The following is a 16,723-nucleotide window of genomic DNA, read 5'->3' as shown; positions in this document are numbered from 1 at the left end:
CACCCAACGGACCACCTCATGATTCTCGAACTCGCCGACATTCGCATCCAGCCTGGCAAGCAGGCGGAATTTGACGCCGCCATCCAGCGCGGTCTGGACCGGGTCATTTCCCGCGCCACGGGTTTTCGTGGCTATAAAGTCAACAAAGGCGTCGAATCGCCGGAGCGTTACCTGCTGACGATCTTCTGGGAAACGCTGGAAAACCACACTGTCGATTTCCGCCAGTCGCCCGCTTTCCAGGAGTGGCGCGCCATGGTCGGCCCCTACTTCGCCGTGCCGCCGACGGTCGAGCACTTCACGCTGCTGACCAAATCGCGCTGATCGCGCGCATGCCCGCCGGCGGCTAAAGTCGGCGGCACATGCGGTCGTAAATACCCATCATGGCCGCGCATTTTGCGTGTGGTGTCGAATTGACAACATTTGATGCGCCCGGCCCGTGCCGGCAGTGGCCTTTTTTGAACAGAGATTGAACCAGCATGTCCTTTTCCCTTGACGCCCTCGCACTGCCGTTTCTCCTGCTGCTGGCAGTCAACGCGGCCGGCATTCTGCTCTATGCGGCCAGCGTCAGGCTCAAGGCGCGCCGCGAGCAGCGCCATGTCGCCGATGTCGCGGCCGCCATCATCGATTACTTCAAGCGCAGCGGCGTCAACGTCGCCACGTCCTGCACGCGCCTGCCGGGCAAGAGCCAATACACCGCCTTCATCGAATCCGAGCCGATGAAGCGTTTCCGCCTGTCGCACATCATCGAGATGACTCTGAAGGAACACGTGCGCAAGGCCTGCGGGCAGGAGCTGGGCAAGGTCTACTGGCGCTTCCCGATCAAGGAGGTGAAGGAAATCAAGGACACCGCCGCAGCCGGAGAAGCCGCCGCGCAGGACGCGCCCGCCCCCGAAGCGGTCGCAGGCGGGAAAGCGCCGGTATCGGTCGCGGCAGGTACCGACGAATACATCAACGAAGGTCTGGAGAACTACAAGTACATCCCCAAGGTGGAAGCCACCGAGCTGTCATGGGAACACTTCGAGCAGGCGTCCGGCAACACCGACGGCCCGCAGCTGAATGCCTGACAGACCGACAATGCTTCAACGCAAGTCTGTGCCGGGCCGCGATCGCGCCTGGCATGACCGGCGGGAACCAGTTGCGCATAAAACCGGACTAACCTGACGCCCAGACGGCGGCTGTTACCCGCGCCGGGCTGCCATCGTTCATTCGCCGGTCCGGGTCGAATCAGCAAGATCACTCGCAGTGGCCGGCGCAACGGAGAAAACCAATGCGCGTCAGACACGCCGGACCCACTCGCACCGCCACCACGCGGCATCGCTTGCCGCAAATCAATTTCCCCTTTTCACAGCGCGATCCGCACGCGCCGCAACGTTACCGCACCTACGGGGCCGATCCCAACCTGCAATTGATCAAGACGCTCGGCTGGTTCAGCATCGGCCTCGGCGTATTGCAGCTGCTCGCGCCGCGCACGATGTCGCGTCTCATCGGCGTATCGGGCCGGCCGCTCTTGATGCGCGCCGTCGGCGCGCGCGGCATCGCTGCCGGGGCCGGCCTCCTCAGCCAGCGACAAGCCGCGCCGTGGCTCTGGACGCGGGTGGCGGGCGACGCGATGGATTTGACGCTGCTGGGCGTCGCCGCCGGAAGATCGACCAGCGTTCTGCGCAGCCGCGTCGGCATCGCCACGGCCGCCGTGGCCGGCGTCACCCTGCTCGACGTGCTGTCGAGCGTGCAGCATGCGCGCGCCGTGCGCAGCCTGCCGCGCAGCCAGTGGAACCACGCGCCGCTGCGCATCGAGAAGGCGATCGGCGTCAGCAATTCGCCCGAGCAGTGCTATCGCTATTGGCGTGATTTCCAGAACTTCCCGCGCTTCATGAAACATGTCGAATCGGTGCAGGCCATCGACGGCAACCGCTGGCGCTGGAAGTCGCGCTCACCGATCGGCGCCAGCATGCAGTGGGACGCGGAAATCATCGCCGACCGCCCCGGGGAATTGCTGGCATGGCGCACAGTCGAGGGTTCCGGCGAGGAGCATGGCGGCACCGTCCGCTTCGAGCCGGCCCCGGACGGACGCGGCACCATGCTGCGCGTGGACTTTCAATACAGTCCGCCGCGCGGCATGGCCGGCGCATGGATTGCGCGCGTGTTCGGCGCAGATCCGGCCGCGCAGATCGACGACGACCTGCGGCGCTTCAAATGGCTGATCGAAACCGGCGAACTGCCGTCCGATGCGGCGGCGTCGGGAACGCGCGAAACGATCTCGCGCCTGCTGTTCGGGAAAGGGGAGTCCGCAAGCGGATCAGGGGACGTGAAGGCGAGCCGCGTCGAGGAATGACGGCTTGCCCGCAGGCGTCTGCAGGTGTCAGGCCCAGATGATCAGGGCCGCCGCGCCGATGATCAGCGCGAACTTGGTGAGGCGATACACGGTCTTGTTCCATGCCTTGAAACGGCGGCGATACTGGCCCGCCGCCCAGACGAAGCGGAACAGCTTGTTGATGCCGCCGGTCTGGTCGCCGGTGTCGTTGGGCGAACTGGCCGCCGTCATCATCGTGCGGCCCAGCCAGCGGTTGATCGCCTGCGCCCAGCGGTAGCGCATCGGCCGCTCGATATCGCAGAACAGGATGATGCGGTCGCCGTCGCTGTCGTTCAGCGCCCAGTGGATGTAGGTTTCGTCGAACACCACGCTCTTGCCGTCGCGCCAGCTGTAGCGCTGCCCATCGACTTCGATGAAGCAGCGGTCGTCGTTCGGCGTCAGCAGGCCGAGGTGATAGCGCAGCGAACCGGCGAACGGATCGCGGTGCATGTTCAGCTTGCCGCCCGGCGGCAATTCCGCAAACATCGCCGCCTTCACGCACGGGATGTCGCGCAACAGCGCCACCGTCTTCGGGCAGAAGCGTTCGGCCGAAGGATGGCTGGCGCCGTACCACTTCAGGTAGAAACGCTTCCAGCCATTCTTGAAGAAGGAATTGAAGCCGGCGTCGTCATTCTTTTCCGCGGCCTTGATGCGATGCATCTCGCGCAGATTCACGGCCTCGTCGCGGATCATCTCCCAGTTCTTGTCCAGCAGATCGAGGCCGGAAAATTCCTTCGCCGACAGATAGGGCGTGGACGGCACGCTGGAGAACATGTGCATGAAGGTGTTGACCGGCGCGACGAAGGAGGAGTGATCGAAGATCTGCCGGAAGAAGGGCAGGCGCACCTTGCCGCGAAAATGGATGTGGAAGATGGAAAGGGCATAAATGCCGACGACAAACCATTTCATAGGGAGTTCGCTAAAAAACGTTCAGTGATGGATAAGAGCATGTTGCCATTGCTGCACCGGCAGGTGCTGCAAGCGCGGGCATATGCACCAGCTAGCCCGACATTGTGCCTTCTTCCGGCATTGTAGGTACAAGTGCGGGAAGCGACATCCCTTTGTTTTGACAAGAGAAATCACCTTGCGTGTCGAACGCGCACTCCGGCGTGGTGTGAATTTGCCATCAATTGCAGCTCATGTTGTTCTCGATGCAAGTGCGGAAATGCGGAACCACGACCCGCACCGTTACCGCAATGCGCTCAGATCCATGACGGATTCAGGATTGACGCCTGTCATTCCCTTATCGTTTCGCCGTCGCATTCGTCTTGTCAGATCAGAAAGCCTTACTGCGTGGTCCTGATCGGCAAATCCTTGCCCATCCAGAACCGCCTTGAAAAATTGCCAATCCTCATGCTCGGTGAGGGGAGCTTCAGCATGAGCATGTTCATGCAGATCATGAGAGGCTCCATCGACGCGGCACCGGACCGTGGCGAGAACCGCATCGCACCTGAACATCGGCAGATTGCCACTGCCGGATGGCGCCATGCACGACGCATCGCTATGCGCGGCCGGCCCCGCGGTCCGTCCGGATGGCCGCGGCCCCGAATTTCTCCACTTCGTCGGTGTCGTAAAGCTCCGCAAAGAGTGCGGACAACTCCTGCAATGTCCCGGGGGCGAGTCGATCGATGCCTTCCTTGTAAAAGCGGGCTTCAGGCACATGCGCAGGCAAACCGGAAAGAAAATCGGTGTCGTGTTGCGCAAGCAGTTTGTACCGTTCCATGGTGTGGATCGCCATGGACTCGACGTCCAGCAGGCGAATGCGGGCGAGATGGGCGCCGTTCTCGTTTGCCTCCTCGATGCTGAGCTCGCTGACATGCGCTTTGCCGGTTTCCCTGGCCTTCTTCCTTGATGCGGCGGTATGCGGGTCGGAAGCCAGATCGTTGCAATCCACTGTGCCGGCAACGATCCGGGTGCCTTGCGGGGTTTCCGCCTTCACTACCGCAAACACGGCAATGGCATGGTGGGCATACGCCTCCCCCAGTCCATCCGCAATGAATACATAAGGGCCGTGCTTCTCGTAGGTTGCGAGATGGTCCTCGGCACTTTTCAATGTGCGCGATCCCATGCTTGTCTCGGTCATTGCAGCCAGCTTTGCCGTGAAGGCCTCCCACATGCCGCGCAATGACCGCGGCGCGCCGGGTTCGGGCGCCGGTTTCACCTTCGTCGCGGGCGACGTGATACCCGCCTTCTGCCGCCACTCGCCGACGACGTCCTCGGCCTGAAAATGGCAAAGATCGGGGCGCTGATACGGTGCGACACTTGTCAGAGCGGTCTTGTCCGGCACGATGTGCTTGAGCTTCTCATGCGTCGAGGCCGTCACCACCGTCCGGTGCCCGCCGCCTGCCGCAAGCTTCTTCAGCATCCCTGCCGTGCCATGCGTCACGATGGTGGAGATGTTCGAGCGTTTCGCTTGTATCTGTGCCGGAGTCCAACGGCGCGCAAGCGCATTCGATGACGTCAAACGGTTTGACGCGGTGATGATGGGGTTGATTGCAGATTTGAACATGACGGATCCCGAAGTGGAGGATGGCAAGGATTTGCGGTCTCGATGAATGTCGGCACAAGCTCGGCGGTTCCATCCGCGAGCGGCGGTGGAACCGCGCGGGGTGCTGGCGGTACTCATGGTGCAACTGCGGTCTTGAAGTGGTCTTCGACCGGAATCGAAAGGACACCATGCTTTCATCACTGAGCACCTATTTCAGAAGAGTTGCTGATGTGCCGCCAACGGCCCCCGCGTCCACGGTCACGGCCTCCGTCGACAAGCGAACTGAACCTGGTGCCGATGAGAATCCTGCCGCCCCTCCTTCTCGCAAGAATTCGGCTGGCACGGCAGAGTTGCTGAAGTGGCGGGGCGGGGGCGCATCACAGACATGCTCCGATGCGGAATTGTCACGCCCCGCCTCCACGAGCTTGTCCCGGGAACTGTCGACGCCGCCGCTCGCGGAACGCGTCAAGAACGCGGATGCCTTGGCAGATGACTGCGTCGACCAGCTTTCGGTGGTGAGAAATTTTCTGTTCGGCGAAGATCCGGGTCCGGACGATTTGTTTTGCCATGAGCCGGAGATCCTGAAAGAGATGATGCCCGAACTGGCCACCGAACTGGCGGACCGGCTGGCCGCGAGTTTGCAGAAGGTTGATGAGTTGAGCCGCACCTTCGGCGTGGAAATCGATGCATCGATGCGAACGCAGCGGAATGTGCTGGAGCCTGTCAACACGCTCGGCGGGCAGAGTGCGGACGTGGCGGGCGCACTGTTCGTGCTTCGTAATGCAACTGCATGGGCGCGCAAGCCGGAGCCGGAAGCGACTGCGGCGTCGGCATGTCACGTCGACCACACGGAAAACTTCGTCCCCACGCTTGGTCGCGACGAGATTGATGACATGGTGCTTCACGCTTCGTTCGCGCAAACGGTCTATCAGGATGCGCCCGAGGAAAATCTCCAAAAGGTCGGCCCGCACTTGTTACGGACCGCGCCCGAATCCTGGAAGTCGATGGACTTGCCGGATGCGGTGATGGGCCGACTGCAAGCTGCTTTTCCTAATCTGAAGCGACTGGAGGATGGCCGGTTGCTTGATGGCAAGACAGGCTTCGTTGCGCAAGTCTTCAACAACGAGAAGACGAAAGAGGTCACGATCGCGTTTGGAGGCACCTTCTCGGGATATCACAAAACGGGTCCGATCAGCCGCTCGGTATTGAATCTGCCACTGTCGCATCATCAATGGCTCGCCAATATTTCGAGTGCGACCGGAAAGTTATTGAATGAAGGAATGACGGCGCCCGATAGTTACCGCCAGGCCGCGATGCTGGCCGAACTCGTCAAGCAGCACGCAAGCACAGAGCGAACCGGCTGGAAGATTTCCCTGACCGGCCATTCCAAAGGCGGCGCCGAGGCGGCATATGCTGCGCTGAAAAGTCGACTGCGCGCGATCTGTTTCAGCGCGCCGCAGCTGGGACAGGGGATTCTCGAAGAGCTCGGCGAGCAGGGGCGCGCGTTCGGAAAGCATCACATTCGGCACTATGCCGTCGAAGGCGATCTGATACCCGGTTTGGTCGGCAGCTACGTCTCGCCCCCGCTGCGTCAAGACTCATCGCATGTCGGCAGCAGCTACTGGATGAAGGCTGCGCCCGAGGTGAGCAATACGCTGACCAGTCGCATAGTCGGCCGCGAGCCCCGGAACGTCCTTGGGCTCGATCTCGCGCAAGGTGCGAATGCAGGCCCCGACGCGCTCTGGAGCCATGTGCTGTTCTTCGACTCGGTACTGCATGAGGCGGGGAAGGCAGAAGTTTTTTGCGTGGAGTGACCCCCATGTTCAAGGCAATCACATCGGTGCTGCGAGGCACCTTGCCGAGCGTGAACGCGGATCGGGAAGCGGTCGATCCTGCTGCCGCAGTGACGCACGACCGTCGACCAGGCAATCCGGGCAGTCGCTCTAATGTGCCACGGCCGCCGGCGTGGTTGAGGGTGCAGCTGGGGATGTTTACGGCGCGTTCGGATTCACAAGAACCCGACATGGGCGTAGCCATTGGCGCTTTCCTGGGCCGGTATGCGGATCACGGAAGAGATCTTGCCATGCTGGCAAACGCCATTCGCGCAGAAAATACGGCATTGTTCAAGAACACGGCGGACCATGGCGATTGGATGAACGAGATTGGTGCGTACATCACCTATTCCGTGCGTAAGCTCCGAGACAATTTTCAGCCGGCGACCTTCAGCACGCACAAGGACATCGCGGCAATGAGCGCGATTATCCTCGCACTGAACGCCAAGCATCCCGGGCTGAATCTGGTGCGCGCCAACTCGCCTCGGGAGCTTGTGCAGCATCTTCAATTGAAAAAAGCAGTGCTGGAATTCGCGGACTGCGATTTTCTGTTTCCGTTCGATGAGCGTGCGATTGTGCGCATGGGGACGCTTCATCACGCCATCGCCGACGTTCGGTTCGAGCGCGATGGAAGTGTGAATTTGACATTCGTCGATGCCGGTCATGCCCGGTACGATGGCGTCAAGGATGGTCTGAAGGCACTGAATGAGCAGCTGGAAGCAATCCCGGACGCAAGGTGCACGTATATCACGAGTGGCGCGCAAGACTCGATAGCGGATTGCGTGATCTTCAGTTTGTGTCAGGCGATCGACATGCACCGGAACGATTTCGCCAACCGGATTCGGGAGCGGCAGGATGACGGCGAAATGCCGGGTGCGGCAAATCCCGACTATCCGAATATCGGCCGCCTGATTGCCGATGGCGAGTCGATCTTGCCGCCCGAAATGTACCGACACGCACATTCAGCGCGCGCCTTGAAGGGGATGCCTCAATCGGAAGACACCAAGGCGCTGCTTGCCAACCATGCTGCGCATCAGGTGCGAAGGGGCGACAGGCAATACAGTGCTGCAATCGAGGTCGAGCGCATCAAGCTGTTTGAAGATGCGAAGGCGCATCTGGCGAATCTCGAGTCGTCTGCCCGGCTGCAGGAGGCAATCGAACAGATCCACGTGAAAGCCGGGTGAAAGCATGCGCGTCCACCCGGTCGGCGCAATGCGCAATTACCGCGAAATCGGCTTGTACCTGATCCGCTTCGGCTTCGCGCCTTCCTCGCCCAGCCGCTTTTTCTTGTCCGCTTCGTATTCCTGATAATTCCCGTCGAAGAACACGACTTGCGAATCGCCTTCGAAGGACAGGATGTGGGTCGCGATGCGGTCGAGGAACCAGCGGTCGTGCGAGATGACCATCACGCTGCCGGCGAATTCGAGCAGCGCGTCTTCCAGCGCGCGCAGCGTTTCCACGTCGAGGTCGTTCGACGGTTCATCCAGCAGCAGCACGTTGCCGCCCATGAGCAGGGTCTTGGCCAGATGCAGACGGCCGCGTTCGCCGCCGGACAGGTTGCCGACGATCTTTTGCTGGTCGCCACCCTTGAAGTTGAAGCGGCCGAGGTAGGCGCGCGACGGCATTTCGAAGCGGCCCACGGTCAGGATGTCGGCGCCGTTGGACACGTCTTCGAACACGGTCTTGTTGTTCTCCAACTGATCGCGCGACTGGTCGACCAGCGACACTTTCGCTGTCGGTCCGAGCACGACTTCGCCGCTGTCCGGCAGTTCCTTGCCGGAGATCATCTTGAACAGCGTGGACTTGCCGGCGCCGTTCGGGCCGATGATGCCGACGATCGCGCCGGCCGGGATCTTGAAGGACAGGTTGTCGATCAGCAGACGGTCGCCGAAGGCCTTTGACACGTTCTTGAACTCGATCACTTCATTGCCGAGGCGCTCGGCGACCGGGATGAAGATTTCCTGCGTTTCGTTGCGCTTCTGGTATTCGTGTTCGGACAATTCGTTGAAGCGGGCCAGACGCGCCTTGCTCTTGGCCTGGCGTCCTTTCGGATTCTGGCGCACCCATTCGAGTTCTTTTGCAATCGTTTTCTGCCGTGCAGATTCGCTGGATTCTTCCTGCTTCAGGCGGTTGCCTTTCTGTTCCAGCCAGGAGCTGTAATTGCCCTTCCACGGGATGCCGGCACCGCGGTCCAGTTCGAGGATCCACTCGGCGGCGTTGTCGAGGAAGTAGCGGTCGTGCGTGATGCCGACCACGGTGCCGGGGAAGCGTTGCAGGAATTGCTCCAGCCACTCGACCGATTCGGCGTCGAGGTGGTTGGTCGGCTCGTCGAGCAGCAGCATGTCGGGCTTGGATAGCAAGAGCTTGCAGAGCGCGACGCGCCGCTTCTCGCCGCCGGACAGCACGCCGATCTTTGCGTCCCACGGCGGCAGGCGCAGCGCGTCGGCGGCCATTTCCAGCTGCAGGTTGACGTTGTTGCCGTCGGAGGTGGCGATGATCGCTTCGAGGCGCGCCTGTTCGGCGGCGAGCGCGTCGAAGTCGGCGTCTTCTTCCGCGTAGGCGGCATAGACCGCGTCGAGCTTGGCCTGCGCTTCGAAGATTTCGCCGAGCGCGGATTCAACCGCCTGGCGCACGGTCTGTTCCGGGTCGAGCTGCGGTTCCTGCGGCAGATAGCCGATGTTCAGGTTCGGCATCGGTACGGCTTCGCCTTCGATGTCCTTGTCGATGCCGGCCATGATCTTGAGCAAGGTCGATTTGCCGGAACCGTTCAGGCCGAGCACGCCGATCTTGGCGCCGGGGAAGAATGACAGCGAGATATCCTTGAGAATCTGGCGCTTGGGCGGGACGATCTTGCCCACGCGATTCATGGTGTAGACGTATTGAGCCATGTCTTTTCTGCGAGTGTAAAAAGGGAAAACGGATAGGATACGACAGTTGGGAGCCGCGCGGGCTCCGGGTCGTCATGCGCGCTTGTTGCAATGTGTTGTCATTCCGAGCATGGCGAGGAATGACAGTGAAAATGACTTGCAGGCACTCCGCTCGGCGTCACGCCTGGCGGCTGGTCCATGTCCTCCACAAGCCTTCCAGCGAGAACACCGCGAGTGCGCTCCAGATCAGCGCGAAGCCGACCAGCCGCACGCCGCCGAAGGGTTCGTGATACAGCCAGACGCCGAGCAGCAGTTGCAGCGTCGGGCCGATGTATTGCAGGATGCCCAGCACCGACAGCGAAATGCGGCGCGCGCCGGCGGCAAACAGCAGCAGGGGCACCGCCGTGATCGGTCCCGCCGCCGCCAGCAGCAGCTGGGTCGAGGTGGACGCGGTCGCAAAGGCGTTGGTCCCCCGGACGCTCAACACGATCAGGTAGCCGAGCGCGAGCGGGAACAGCAGCAGCGTTTCCAGCGCCAATCCTTCCAGCGCGCCGAGGGCCGCGGTCTTGCGCAGCAGCCCGTACAGGCCGAAGGTCAGCGCCAGCAGCAGCGCAATCCACGGCAGCGTGCCGCCATGCCAGGTGAGCCAGGCGACGCCGCAGGCGGCCAGCGCCACCGCGATCCACTGGACCCGGCGCAGGCGTTCGCCCAGCACCACGAAGCCGAGCAGCACATTGAACAGCGGATTGATGAAATAGCCGAGACTGGCTTCCACCACATTGCCGGAGTTGACCGCCCAGATGTAGATGAACCAGTTGGACGACAGCAGCACCGCACTGGCGGCGAATCCGGCCAGCACCTTCGGCCGGCGCAGCACGTCGCGCAGCCATGCCCATTGCCGCCGCCACGCCAGCACGATCACCACGAACACCAGCGACCACACCATGCGGTGCATCAGGATCTGCTCGGGCGGAATGTCCTGCAGCGATTTGAAGTACAGCGGGAACACGCCCCACATCGCGTAAGCGGCGGCGGCGTAGAGCATTCCAATATGCATGATGGGACGATTGATTGTGAAGGGGGGCGAGTGCATCCCGGTGGATGCACACTGCGCCGTGCAGCCTGAAACTAAACGCCTGCAGCAAGCGCACATTATCCCAGCAATCCCGCGCGTGCGTTTCCGCCGGACCATGCGGCAAGGAAAGCGCGTTTTGCATAACAATCAATTTTCTTGGCTTCGTGCAATGCAGCGTATATGATCGTCCCGCACGCCGAGGCCAGTTGTCATCCACACCGATTGCACACATGAGCGCTGAATCCATTCCCTTGATCGACGTATTGCGCCAGACCGTTTGGGCCGGGCCGCTTACTGCGGAACAAATGGCGCGTGTCGAAGCCGACGTCATCGAACGCTTCGTGCCTGCCGGCGGCTATGTTTGCCGCAAGGGCGAGCCGGTCGAGCACTGGATCGGCCTGCTCGATGGCCTGGTGAAGATGAGCTGCGTGTCCTCGCAAGGCAAGACCATCACTTTCACCGGTGTGCTCGGCGGCGGCTGGTTCGGCGAAGGTTCGCTGCTCAAGACCAGTGCGCGCCAGTACGATGTGATCGCCTTGCGCGACACGCGGCTGGCCTTCATGCCGCGCGCGACTTTTCATGAGTTGCTGGACAACAGCATCCACTTCAACCGCTTCGTGCTGTCGCTGATGAACGAGCGGCTCGGCATGTTCATCTCGCTGGTCGAGTACGATCGCATGCTCGATACCGATGCGCGGCTGGCGCGCTGCCTCGCTGCGCTGTTCAATCCGCACCTCAATCCCGGCATCGACTGGAAGCTGAGGATCTCGCAGGAAGAGATCGGCTATCTGTGCAATGCCTCGCGCCAGCGCGTGAACCGCGCCTTGCAGGTGCTGGAGAAGGCGGGACTGGTGCAGGCGGAATACGGCGGCATCACGGTGCTGAATCTGGAAGGCTTGCGCCAATTCCAGAACTGAACGAATGATTCTTTCGACATATTGATGAGGTATTCCATGCGTTTGACGATTCTTGCGATTGCCCTGCTGAGCGCGCATTGCGCGTTTGCCGCGGCCGATACGGCGGGCATGCCGGCGAAGGAAGCCGCACTGGCTGACTACGTTGCGCCTGCCGAGCCCGATTACGAGGAAGAGAAGCTGCGCTTTCAGCGCGGCAGCATGCTGTACTACGCGCTGCCCGCCTACAGCGTTGCGGTGCAGACAGTGGGGGAAGTGCCCGATATCCGGACACTGTCGCAGCGGGCCGGCAAGGGTGAAGTGCAGGCGCAGTACCGACTCGGTGCGGCATACGCCAGAGGCCATGGCGTCAAGCAGGATTACCAGGCGGCGCGCAAGTGGCTGTTGAAGGCGGCGTCACAAGGCTACGCGAAGGCGCAGGTTTTTCTCGGCGTGATGAGCGAGCAGGGCATTGCGACGCCACAGGACTACGCGGCGGCCAGGCAATGGTATGAAAAGACCGCGGCACGCCAATCGGCCGATGGCCAATTCATGCTCGGTCTGATGCATTACCAGGGCAAGGGCGTACCGCAGGATTACGCACAGGCGCGTCGCTGGTTCGGCAAGGCGGCGTCGCGGCCCACAGCACCATCCGCACCGGCGCAGGTCAACCTCGGCTGGATGCTGGAATACGGGCAGGGCGGCGCGCAGGATTACGCACAGGCGCGTCAGTGGTATGCCAGGGCCGCAGATCAGGGCGACACGCTGGGTCAATACAATCTCGGCACGCAGTATTACCTCGGCAAGGGCGTCGCGCAGGATTACGCGCAAGCCGAGCACTGGTTCCGCAAGGCTGCCGAAAAAAATTATGCCGCCGCGCAATACAACCTCGGCGTGATGGCCCTGGGACAGGGCGAGGCGAGGGATCCGCTGGCGGCCTATCAATGGTTCCGGCTGGTCAAGCTCGCGTTCTACCCTGGCGGTACCTACAACATCGAGAAGGCCGTCGCCGAATTGTCGCCGCAGCAGATCGAGGCGGCGGAGCAATGGGTGAAGCGCTGGCAGGCCACGCATTAGCTGGTGTCCTGAGTTGGAAATTCGCTGCATAAAAGATGACGAGAATCGCACCGATACCGCGTCAAAAATGCTCGCAAGGCCTCGGCCTTGCTGCGCTTTTTTCCTTGTCTCGTCGCGATTTCATCACTTTTATTTGCAACCAATTTCCAACTCAGGACACTGGTGCATTTTCGGGGCGTCGAGGAATCGCGCAATCCGGGATCGCTTTTCTTGAGACAGCCCTGAAATTTCTGCATATCCGCCGCATGTAGTAACCGGCAATTACCCGCGCAGCGCCGACAAGGCGAAGAATGATTCTCCCAACTATTCAAGGAGACGATCATGGTTGCGAAAAAAATTCTGATGCTGGTCGGCGATTTCGGCGAAGACTACGAAATCATGGTGCCTTTCCAGGCATTGCTTGCCGTGGGGCATGAGGTGCATGCGGTCTGCCCCGACAAGAAGGCCGGCGATTACATCGCGACCGCGATCCACGACTTCGAAGGCCAGCAGACCTATACCGAAAAGCCCGGCCACCGCTTCACGCTCACGCATGATTTCGACAAGGTGGAAGCAAGCGCCTATGACGCACTGCTCATCCCGGGCGGACGCGCGCCGGAGTATCTGCGTCTGAACGAGAAGCTGCTGGGTATCGTGCGGCACTTTGCGCAAGGCAATAAACCGATTGCCGCGATCTGCCACGGCGCGCAGATTCTTGCCGCTGCGGGCGTGCTTGAAGGAAAACGCTGCTCCGCCTATCCCGCCTGCGCGCCGGAAGTCACGCTGGCCGGCGGCAAATATGCCGAGATTGCGGTGACCGAAGCAGTGACGGACGGCAAGCTCGTCACCGCGCCAGCATGGCCGGCGCATCCTGCATGGATCGCGCAATTCCTGCGCGTGCTGGGCACCGAGATTGTGCTATAACACGTGAACGGTGCGCCCTCGGGTACCTCGCGCACCTTCATCCCATGGCACAGGAGCGCGCATGTGTGAAATCTTCGTCAAGGCCGATCCCACCCTCTACGAATCACGCGCGCGCTCCATCCGGTTGCATGGCGCGGTCACCTCGATCCGTCTGGAAAACCTGTTCTGGAACACGCTCGAGGAAATCGCCACGCGCGACGGCATGAGCACCGCACAGCTGATCGCCAGGCTCTACGACGAACTGATCGACTATCGCGGCGAGATCGACAACTTCACATCCTTCCTGCGCGTGTGCTGCCTGCGTTACCAGTCCCTGATGGCGGGCGGCGCGATCTCGACCGACAAGCGGTTGCCGCTGGCGGGTGTGCGGCTGCCGTTGACGCGCGATGTCGGCGTCAGTGCGGGCATGCGTTAGTGGTTAGTTAAACATGATGCAGACTGGATCGAGAGTCGGCTATTGGGTCGTACAGTGGAGAGAAGATTGGGATCCTTCGCTTAAGGAGTTTGTTGCCGATTTTCCCGATGTGGTCATCGGAAACCACGTTGTAATAGCTTCTTGCGATAGCGGCCAGTACCATCTCGGAGAAGTCGAGTTGGCTGCCGGATGGCAGTTGAAACAAGGTATTGCTGTCAGTCCGATGATTGCGGAGACGTCCCAACTTCCCATGCCAGGTTTTGACGAGTGGTACATATTCAAGGAAGCTTGCTCGCCCGAGCATTACGAGAATTTTGTAAATACGTATGGTTTTTCTCCCCTTGACCAGGACAATGAGCAAGCCGATGCATTTTGGAAGCAAGTGGAGGAGCACAAGCCGTTCATGTACTCGGTGCCGGAACGCCCGTGATGTTCTTTGCGACGCGCGATGAAGCCCTCTATAAAAGAATCGCAAATGTATAGCTTGTCGCCGAACCCGGTCAGGTCGTAACCAATCTCTGAAACCAGTAAGTCGCTCCGCCGAATTTGGCAGGCGCTTCGTACCGCTGTTTCTCGCTGCGCCTGAAAGCGACCGGCTGCGCGAACGCCGGGCCGTCGTACACGAAGGTATGGAACTCGCCGTTCTCGCCGCAGGCATCGACATTCGGCGGCAGGTCGGCGAGAAACTGTTCGTCGAATTCGCGTCCGCAGAATTCTTCGCCAAGGTACGTCCCGTTCACGCAGACCACGATTGCCTTGAATCCAAGCGAGAGGAATTCGTCCACCAGTTTGCGGCGCGGCTCATCCCACAACGGCAGGCATGGCGTGATGCCGGCTTCTCCGCACACCTTTTCTTCCCATTCGCGATGCGGCATCAGGTCGATGTCGCCGAAGATCGCGTGCGTGATGCCATCGTCACGCGCCGCGCGCAGGATCGCAATGAATTTTTCCTCGTAGGTTTTCCACGAGGTGTCGTAAAACCGCATCTCTGCGCCGAGCGCGGCGGCTTGTGCCGAGATCAATGCTGGCGGCACGCCATGCGAACGCGAACTGCCGCCGGATTCATCCATCGCGGTGATCAGGCGCCGGATCGCCATGCCGGACTGGCGTGCGCGCCACAGTGCGAGGCAGGAGTCCTTGCCGCCGCTCCAGGAGACGAGGGCTTGCGGTGAAGTGTGGTGTGAGGATTGGATAGTCATGGGGTGAGGGCGCATCGCGCAGCTTGTTCGCCACGCCGAGAGGGACATGGGCCAATGAGGAGCGGATTATCGCTCGTCACCGATTCATGCGCTTTGCGATTGCAGCTTCTCGAAGGCCTGCCGTGCATCCGCGATGTTGATCTCCAGATGTGAAAAACCGTCCAACCTGGTTGCGTCATCAATCAGCATCGGTGGCCGTCCAAGCTCGCGCAGCGCGCGATTGAGCAGAAAGATCGAAAATGCGCGGCCATTGCCATCCATGAATGGATGCAGTTTCTGATGAGAGGACGCCAGTTTCAATGCCGCACGGTCCAGTCGTTCATTCATGGTGTCCGCGTCAACGGGAGATTGCCGCGCCCCGGCCACTTCTTGGTGAAACGAGGCGAAAAACTCCCCTGTGAAATGCGCCATTTGTGCTTCCGTCAAACGCGATCGTGTGTGCTGGTACAGGCCGGATTTGTCTTTCTTGAGCGTGATGCCGGTTTCCCCGTCATGCGCATTCATGGCCGCATTCAGTGCCGCCAGTTCTTGTCGTCCTTTCTGCGTGCAATTGATACCCTCATACATTCCGAACGTGATGCCGCCTCTTAACCAATAGCCGGTCCGGATTGCGCTGCCGGACACACTGTTTTCGACGGTGCCATCGAGCGTCAATGCCTTGTGAACGGCAAGGTTCAATTCGGTATTGAATGGGTTGGCGGGGGCCAGCGCGACCTTCCATCCTTCGACCATTCCTTGCGCATATCCCGCATCCGCATTGAACAGGAAAATGGCGAGCGGATTGCTCCGGAAATCCACCCCGCATTCTTCGAGGGCTGCGAGTTTCAAGGCATCGATGCATGCCAGTCCTCTTTTTGTCACCGGGACGGTGTCAAATGGCGGCATGTCGAGTGTGGCGAGACTCCTTAGCGTGTCGCGGACCGTGGCGTGATCGAAATCCTTGATGGTTCGCTTGATCGCCATGGCGTCGCTGGCAATTTCGCAGCCCCGAGTCAGATGGGAAGAGTGTTGAAGAATGACTCTTTTTGTCTCATCAATGCTTTTCTGGAAATCGATCTTTTGATAGATGTCGGGATCGGAAGCATCGATTCCTGTGCGTCGAACGGATTCCCATGTGGCATCCAGCATGGCGGCAGTCGCTATGTGCGTGATGTCGAGAGCCTCCTTGGTTTGATCTGCCATCAAGCGTTGAAGATTGGCGCAGAACCTGTCGAAAACGGGACCGCACTCGATGGGCATCGCATTGAACCGATGGCGTGAGACGTGTTCGACGGAATCGCTTGCGTCTGAAGCGCTGTCGCTGGTACACGTACCGGCGCTGCTGGGGGTTTCAATGACGATGGGGGCGTCGCGAACGTGTTTGCTGCCGGTGCTCGTGACGGAGCGCACGCTTTCTCCCTCAGACGCATTCCATGATGCGGGGAGTGCATGAGGGGCTGCCGTTTCGCCGAGATGGCTTCGGTGCTTGTCTGGCACTTCGCTTATTGATTCATTGTCTGAATGTTGTTGCTCCAGCTGCGAAAAATAGCTGTCAAATGAGAACAACTCAGACGGGACTGTCTGCTCGGCACCGCTGGAAATCGGGATGGCTGCCGCATTCACGGAAGGCTTCTGAACGGGAAAG

At 60.6% G+C, this 16,723-nt stretch carries 18 protein-coding genes; 11 read left to right on the top strand and 7 right to left on the bottom strand.

Translation table 11 applies throughout. The annotated features are described in order from the left end of the window. Nucleotides 1–18: 18 nt before the first annotated feature. From D3870_RS16875 to D3870_RS16865, 3 genes are all read left to right on the top strand, one after another. Nucleotides 19–321 carry an antibiotic biosynthesis monooxygenase family protein gene (locus tag D3870_RS16875; protein WP_119740898.1) on the top strand — a complete coding sequence of 101 codons (303 nt, stop codon included), beginning with the start codon at nt 19–21 and terminating at the stop codon, nt 319–321. A gap of 155 nt (nt 322–476) precedes the next feature. Further along, nucleotides 477–1,064: a hypothetical protein gene (locus D3870_RS16870; RefSeq protein WP_119740896.1), complete on the top strand. Its 588-nt coding sequence runs from the start codon at nt 477–479 to the stop codon at nt 1,062–1,064. Between the two features lie 203 nt (nt 1,065–1,267). After that, nucleotides 1,268–2,332: an SRPBCC family protein gene (locus D3870_RS16865; RefSeq protein WP_119740894.1), complete on the top strand. Its 1,065-nt coding sequence runs from the start codon at nt 1,268–1,270 to the stop codon at nt 2,330–2,332. 27 nt (nt 2,333–2,359) lie between these two features. Here D3870_RS16865 and lpxO read toward each other — a convergent pair whose 3' ends face one another. The 3 genes from lpxO to D3870_RS16855 all read right to left on the bottom strand — a co-directional run bounded on the left by lpxO (nt 2,360) and on the right by D3870_RS16855 (nt 4,859). Then, nucleotides 2,360–3,259 (bottom strand): lipid A hydroxylase LpxO, encoded by a 900-nt coding sequence (gene lpxO / locus D3870_RS16860; protein ID WP_119740892.1) that lies wholly within the window; start codon nt 3,257–3,259, stop codon nt 2,360–2,362. 279 nt (nt 3,260–3,538) lie between these two features. Next, entirely contained in the window at nt 3,539–3,838 is a 300-nt protein-coding gene (locus D3870_RS22150; RefSeq protein WP_147375816.1) for a hypothetical protein, read from the bottom strand. A gap of 13 nt (nt 3,839–3,851) precedes the next feature. Beyond that, complete coding sequence (locus tag D3870_RS16855; RefSeq protein ID WP_119740890.1) at nt 3,852–4,859, bottom strand: hypothetical protein; 1,008 nt, start codon at nt 4,857–4,859, stop codon at nt 3,852–3,854. 20 nt (nt 4,860–4,879) lie between these two features. On the opposite strand from D3870_RS16855, the gene D3870_RS16850 reads away from it, so the two are divergent. Continuing rightward, the gene (locus D3870_RS16850; RefSeq protein ID WP_147375815.1) at nt 4,880–6,652 is read left to right on the top strand and encodes a lipase family protein; all 1,773 of its coding nucleotides are present in this window, start codon (nt 4,880–4,882) and stop codon (nt 6,650–6,652) included. A gap of 5 nt (nt 6,653–6,657) precedes the next feature. Continuing rightward, nucleotides 6,658–7,854, top strand: a complete 1,197-nt coding sequence (locus D3870_RS16845) for a YopJ family acetyltransferase (protein WP_119740886.1) — start codon at nt 6,658–6,660, stop codon at nt 7,852–7,854. Between the two features lie 36 nt (nt 7,855–7,890). Here the strand turns inward: D3870_RS16845 and ettA are convergent, their stop codons facing one another. After that, on the bottom strand, nt 7,891–9,558 hold the full coding sequence (ettA, locus tag D3870_RS16840; protein ID WP_119740884.1) for an energy-dependent translational throttle protein EttA: 1,668 nt from the start codon (nt 9,556–9,558) through the stop codon (nt 7,891–7,893). A 157-nt stretch (nt 9,559–9,715) separates the two neighbouring features. Then, a complete protein-coding gene (gene rarD, locus D3870_RS16835) occupies nt 9,716–10,594 on the bottom strand; it encodes an EamA family transporter RarD (RefSeq protein WP_119740882.1) in 879 nt (292 codons plus the stop codon). A 248-nt stretch (nt 10,595–10,842) separates the two neighbouring features. Here rarD and D3870_RS16825 point away from each other — a divergent pair, with 248 nt between their 5' ends. The 6 genes from D3870_RS16825 to D3870_RS16805 all read left to right on the top strand — a co-directional run bounded on the left by D3870_RS16825 (nt 10,843) and on the right by D3870_RS16805 (nt 14,330). After that, nucleotides 10,843–11,529: a Crp/Fnr family transcriptional regulator gene (locus tag D3870_RS16825; RefSeq protein WP_119740878.1), complete on the top strand. Its 687-nt coding sequence runs from the start codon at nt 10,843–10,845 to the stop codon at nt 11,527–11,529. A 36-nt stretch (nt 11,530–11,565) separates the two neighbouring features. Then, nucleotides 11,566–12,582 (top strand): tetratricopeptide repeat protein, encoded by a 1,017-nt coding sequence (locus D3870_RS16820; RefSeq protein WP_158590489.1) that lies wholly within the window; start codon nt 11,566–11,568, stop codon nt 12,580–12,582. A gap of 35 nt (nt 12,583–12,617) precedes the next feature. After that, nucleotides 12,618–12,833 carry a hypothetical protein gene (locus D3870_RS22145; protein WP_147375814.1) on the top strand — a complete coding sequence of 72 codons (216 nt, stop codon included), beginning with the start codon at nt 12,618–12,620 and terminating at the stop codon, nt 12,831–12,833. 70 nt (nt 12,834–12,903) lie between these two features. Then, complete coding sequence (locus tag D3870_RS16815) at nt 12,904–13,485, top strand: DJ-1/PfpI family protein (protein ID WP_119740875.1); 582 nt, start codon at nt 12,904–12,906, stop codon at nt 13,483–13,485. 61 nt (nt 13,486–13,546) lie between these two features. After that, nucleotides 13,547–13,900: a ribbon-helix-helix domain-containing protein gene (locus D3870_RS16810; protein WP_119740873.1), complete on the top strand. Its 354-nt coding sequence runs from the start codon at nt 13,547–13,549 to the stop codon at nt 13,898–13,900. 13 nt (nt 13,901–13,913) lie between these two features. Next, nucleotides 13,914–14,330 carry a hypothetical protein gene (locus tag D3870_RS16805; protein ID WP_242490012.1) on the top strand — a complete coding sequence of 139 codons (417 nt, stop codon included), beginning with the start codon at nt 13,914–13,916 and terminating at the stop codon, nt 14,328–14,330. A gap of 70 nt (nt 14,331–14,400) precedes the next feature. Here the strand turns inward: D3870_RS16805 and D3870_RS16800 are convergent, their stop codons facing one another. Beyond that, on the bottom strand, nt 14,401–15,099 hold the full coding sequence (locus D3870_RS16800; RefSeq protein WP_119740871.1) for a Dph6-related ATP pyrophosphatase: 699 nt from the start codon (nt 15,097–15,099) through the stop codon (nt 14,401–14,403). An 84-nt stretch (nt 15,100–15,183) separates the two neighbouring features. Then, nucleotides 15,184–16,701 carry a hypothetical protein gene (locus tag D3870_RS22140; RefSeq protein ID WP_158590488.1) on the bottom strand — a complete coding sequence of 506 codons (1,518 nt, stop codon included), beginning with the start codon at nt 16,699–16,701 and terminating at the stop codon, nt 15,184–15,186. Nucleotides 16,702–16,723: the final 22 nt, after the last annotated feature.

Source organism: Noviherbaspirillum cavernae, from assembly GCF_003590875.1.
GTDB lineage: Bacteria > Pseudomonadota > Gammaproteobacteria > Burkholderiales > Burkholderiaceae_D > Noviherbaspirillum > Noviherbaspirillum cavernae.
This window is presented reverse-complemented; position numbering and strand designations above follow the sequence as displayed.

Coding starts and splice junctions, on each gene's coding strand:
- D3870_RS16875 (WP_119740898.1), top strand. CDS start 19: ATGATTCTCGAACTCGCCGACATTCGCATCCAGCCTGGCAAGCAGGCG.
- D3870_RS16870 (WP_119740896.1), top strand. CDS start 477: ATGTCCTTTTCCCTTGACGCCCTCGCACTGCCGTTTCTCCTGCTGCTG.
- D3870_RS16865 (WP_119740894.1), top strand. CDS start 1,268: ATGCGCGTCAGACACGCCGGACCCACTCGCACCGCCACCACGCGGCAT.
- lpxO (WP_119740892.1), bottom strand. CDS start 3,259: ATGAAATGGTTTGTCGTCGGCATTTATGCCCTTTCCATCTTCCACATC.
- D3870_RS22150 (WP_147375816.1), bottom strand. CDS start 3,838: ATGGCGCCATCCGGCAGTGGCAATCTGCCGATGTTCAGGTGCGATGCG.
- D3870_RS16855 (WP_119740890.1), bottom strand. CDS start 4,859: ATGTTCAAATCTGCAATCAACCCCATCATCACCGCGTCAAACCGTTTG.
- D3870_RS16850 (WP_147375815.1), top strand. CDS start 4,880: ATGGCAAGGATTTGCGGTCTCGATGAATGTCGGCACAAGCTCGGCGGT.
- D3870_RS16845 (WP_119740886.1), top strand. CDS start 6,658: ATGTTCAAGGCAATCACATCGGTGCTGCGAGGCACCTTGCCGAGCGTG.
- ettA (WP_119740884.1), bottom strand. CDS start 9,558: ATGGCTCAATACGTCTACACCATGAATCGCGTGGGCAAGATCGTCCCG.
- rarD (WP_119740882.1), bottom strand. CDS start 10,594: ATGCATATTGGAATGCTCTACGCCGCCGCCGCTTACGCGATGTGGGGC.
- D3870_RS16825 (WP_119740878.1), top strand. CDS start 10,843: ATGAGCGCTGAATCCATTCCCTTGATCGACGTATTGCGCCAGACCGTT.
- D3870_RS16820 (WP_158590489.1), top strand. CDS start 11,566: ATGCGTTTGACGATTCTTGCGATTGCCCTGCTGAGCGCGCATTGCGCG.
- D3870_RS22145 (WP_147375814.1), top strand. CDS start 12,618: ATGACGAGAATCGCACCGATACCGCGTCAAAAATGCTCGCAAGGCCTC.
- D3870_RS16815 (WP_119740875.1), top strand. CDS start 12,904: ATGGTTGCGAAAAAAATTCTGATGCTGGTCGGCGATTTCGGCGAAGAC.
- D3870_RS16810 (WP_119740873.1), top strand. CDS start 13,547: ATGTGTGAAATCTTCGTCAAGGCCGATCCCACCCTCTACGAATCACGC.
- D3870_RS16805 (WP_242490012.1), top strand. CDS start 13,914: ATGATGCAGACTGGATCGAGAGTCGGCTATTGGGTCGTACAGTGGAGA.
- D3870_RS16800 (WP_119740871.1), bottom strand. CDS start 15,099: ATGACTATCCAATCCTCACACCACACTTCACCGCAAGCCCTCGTCTCC.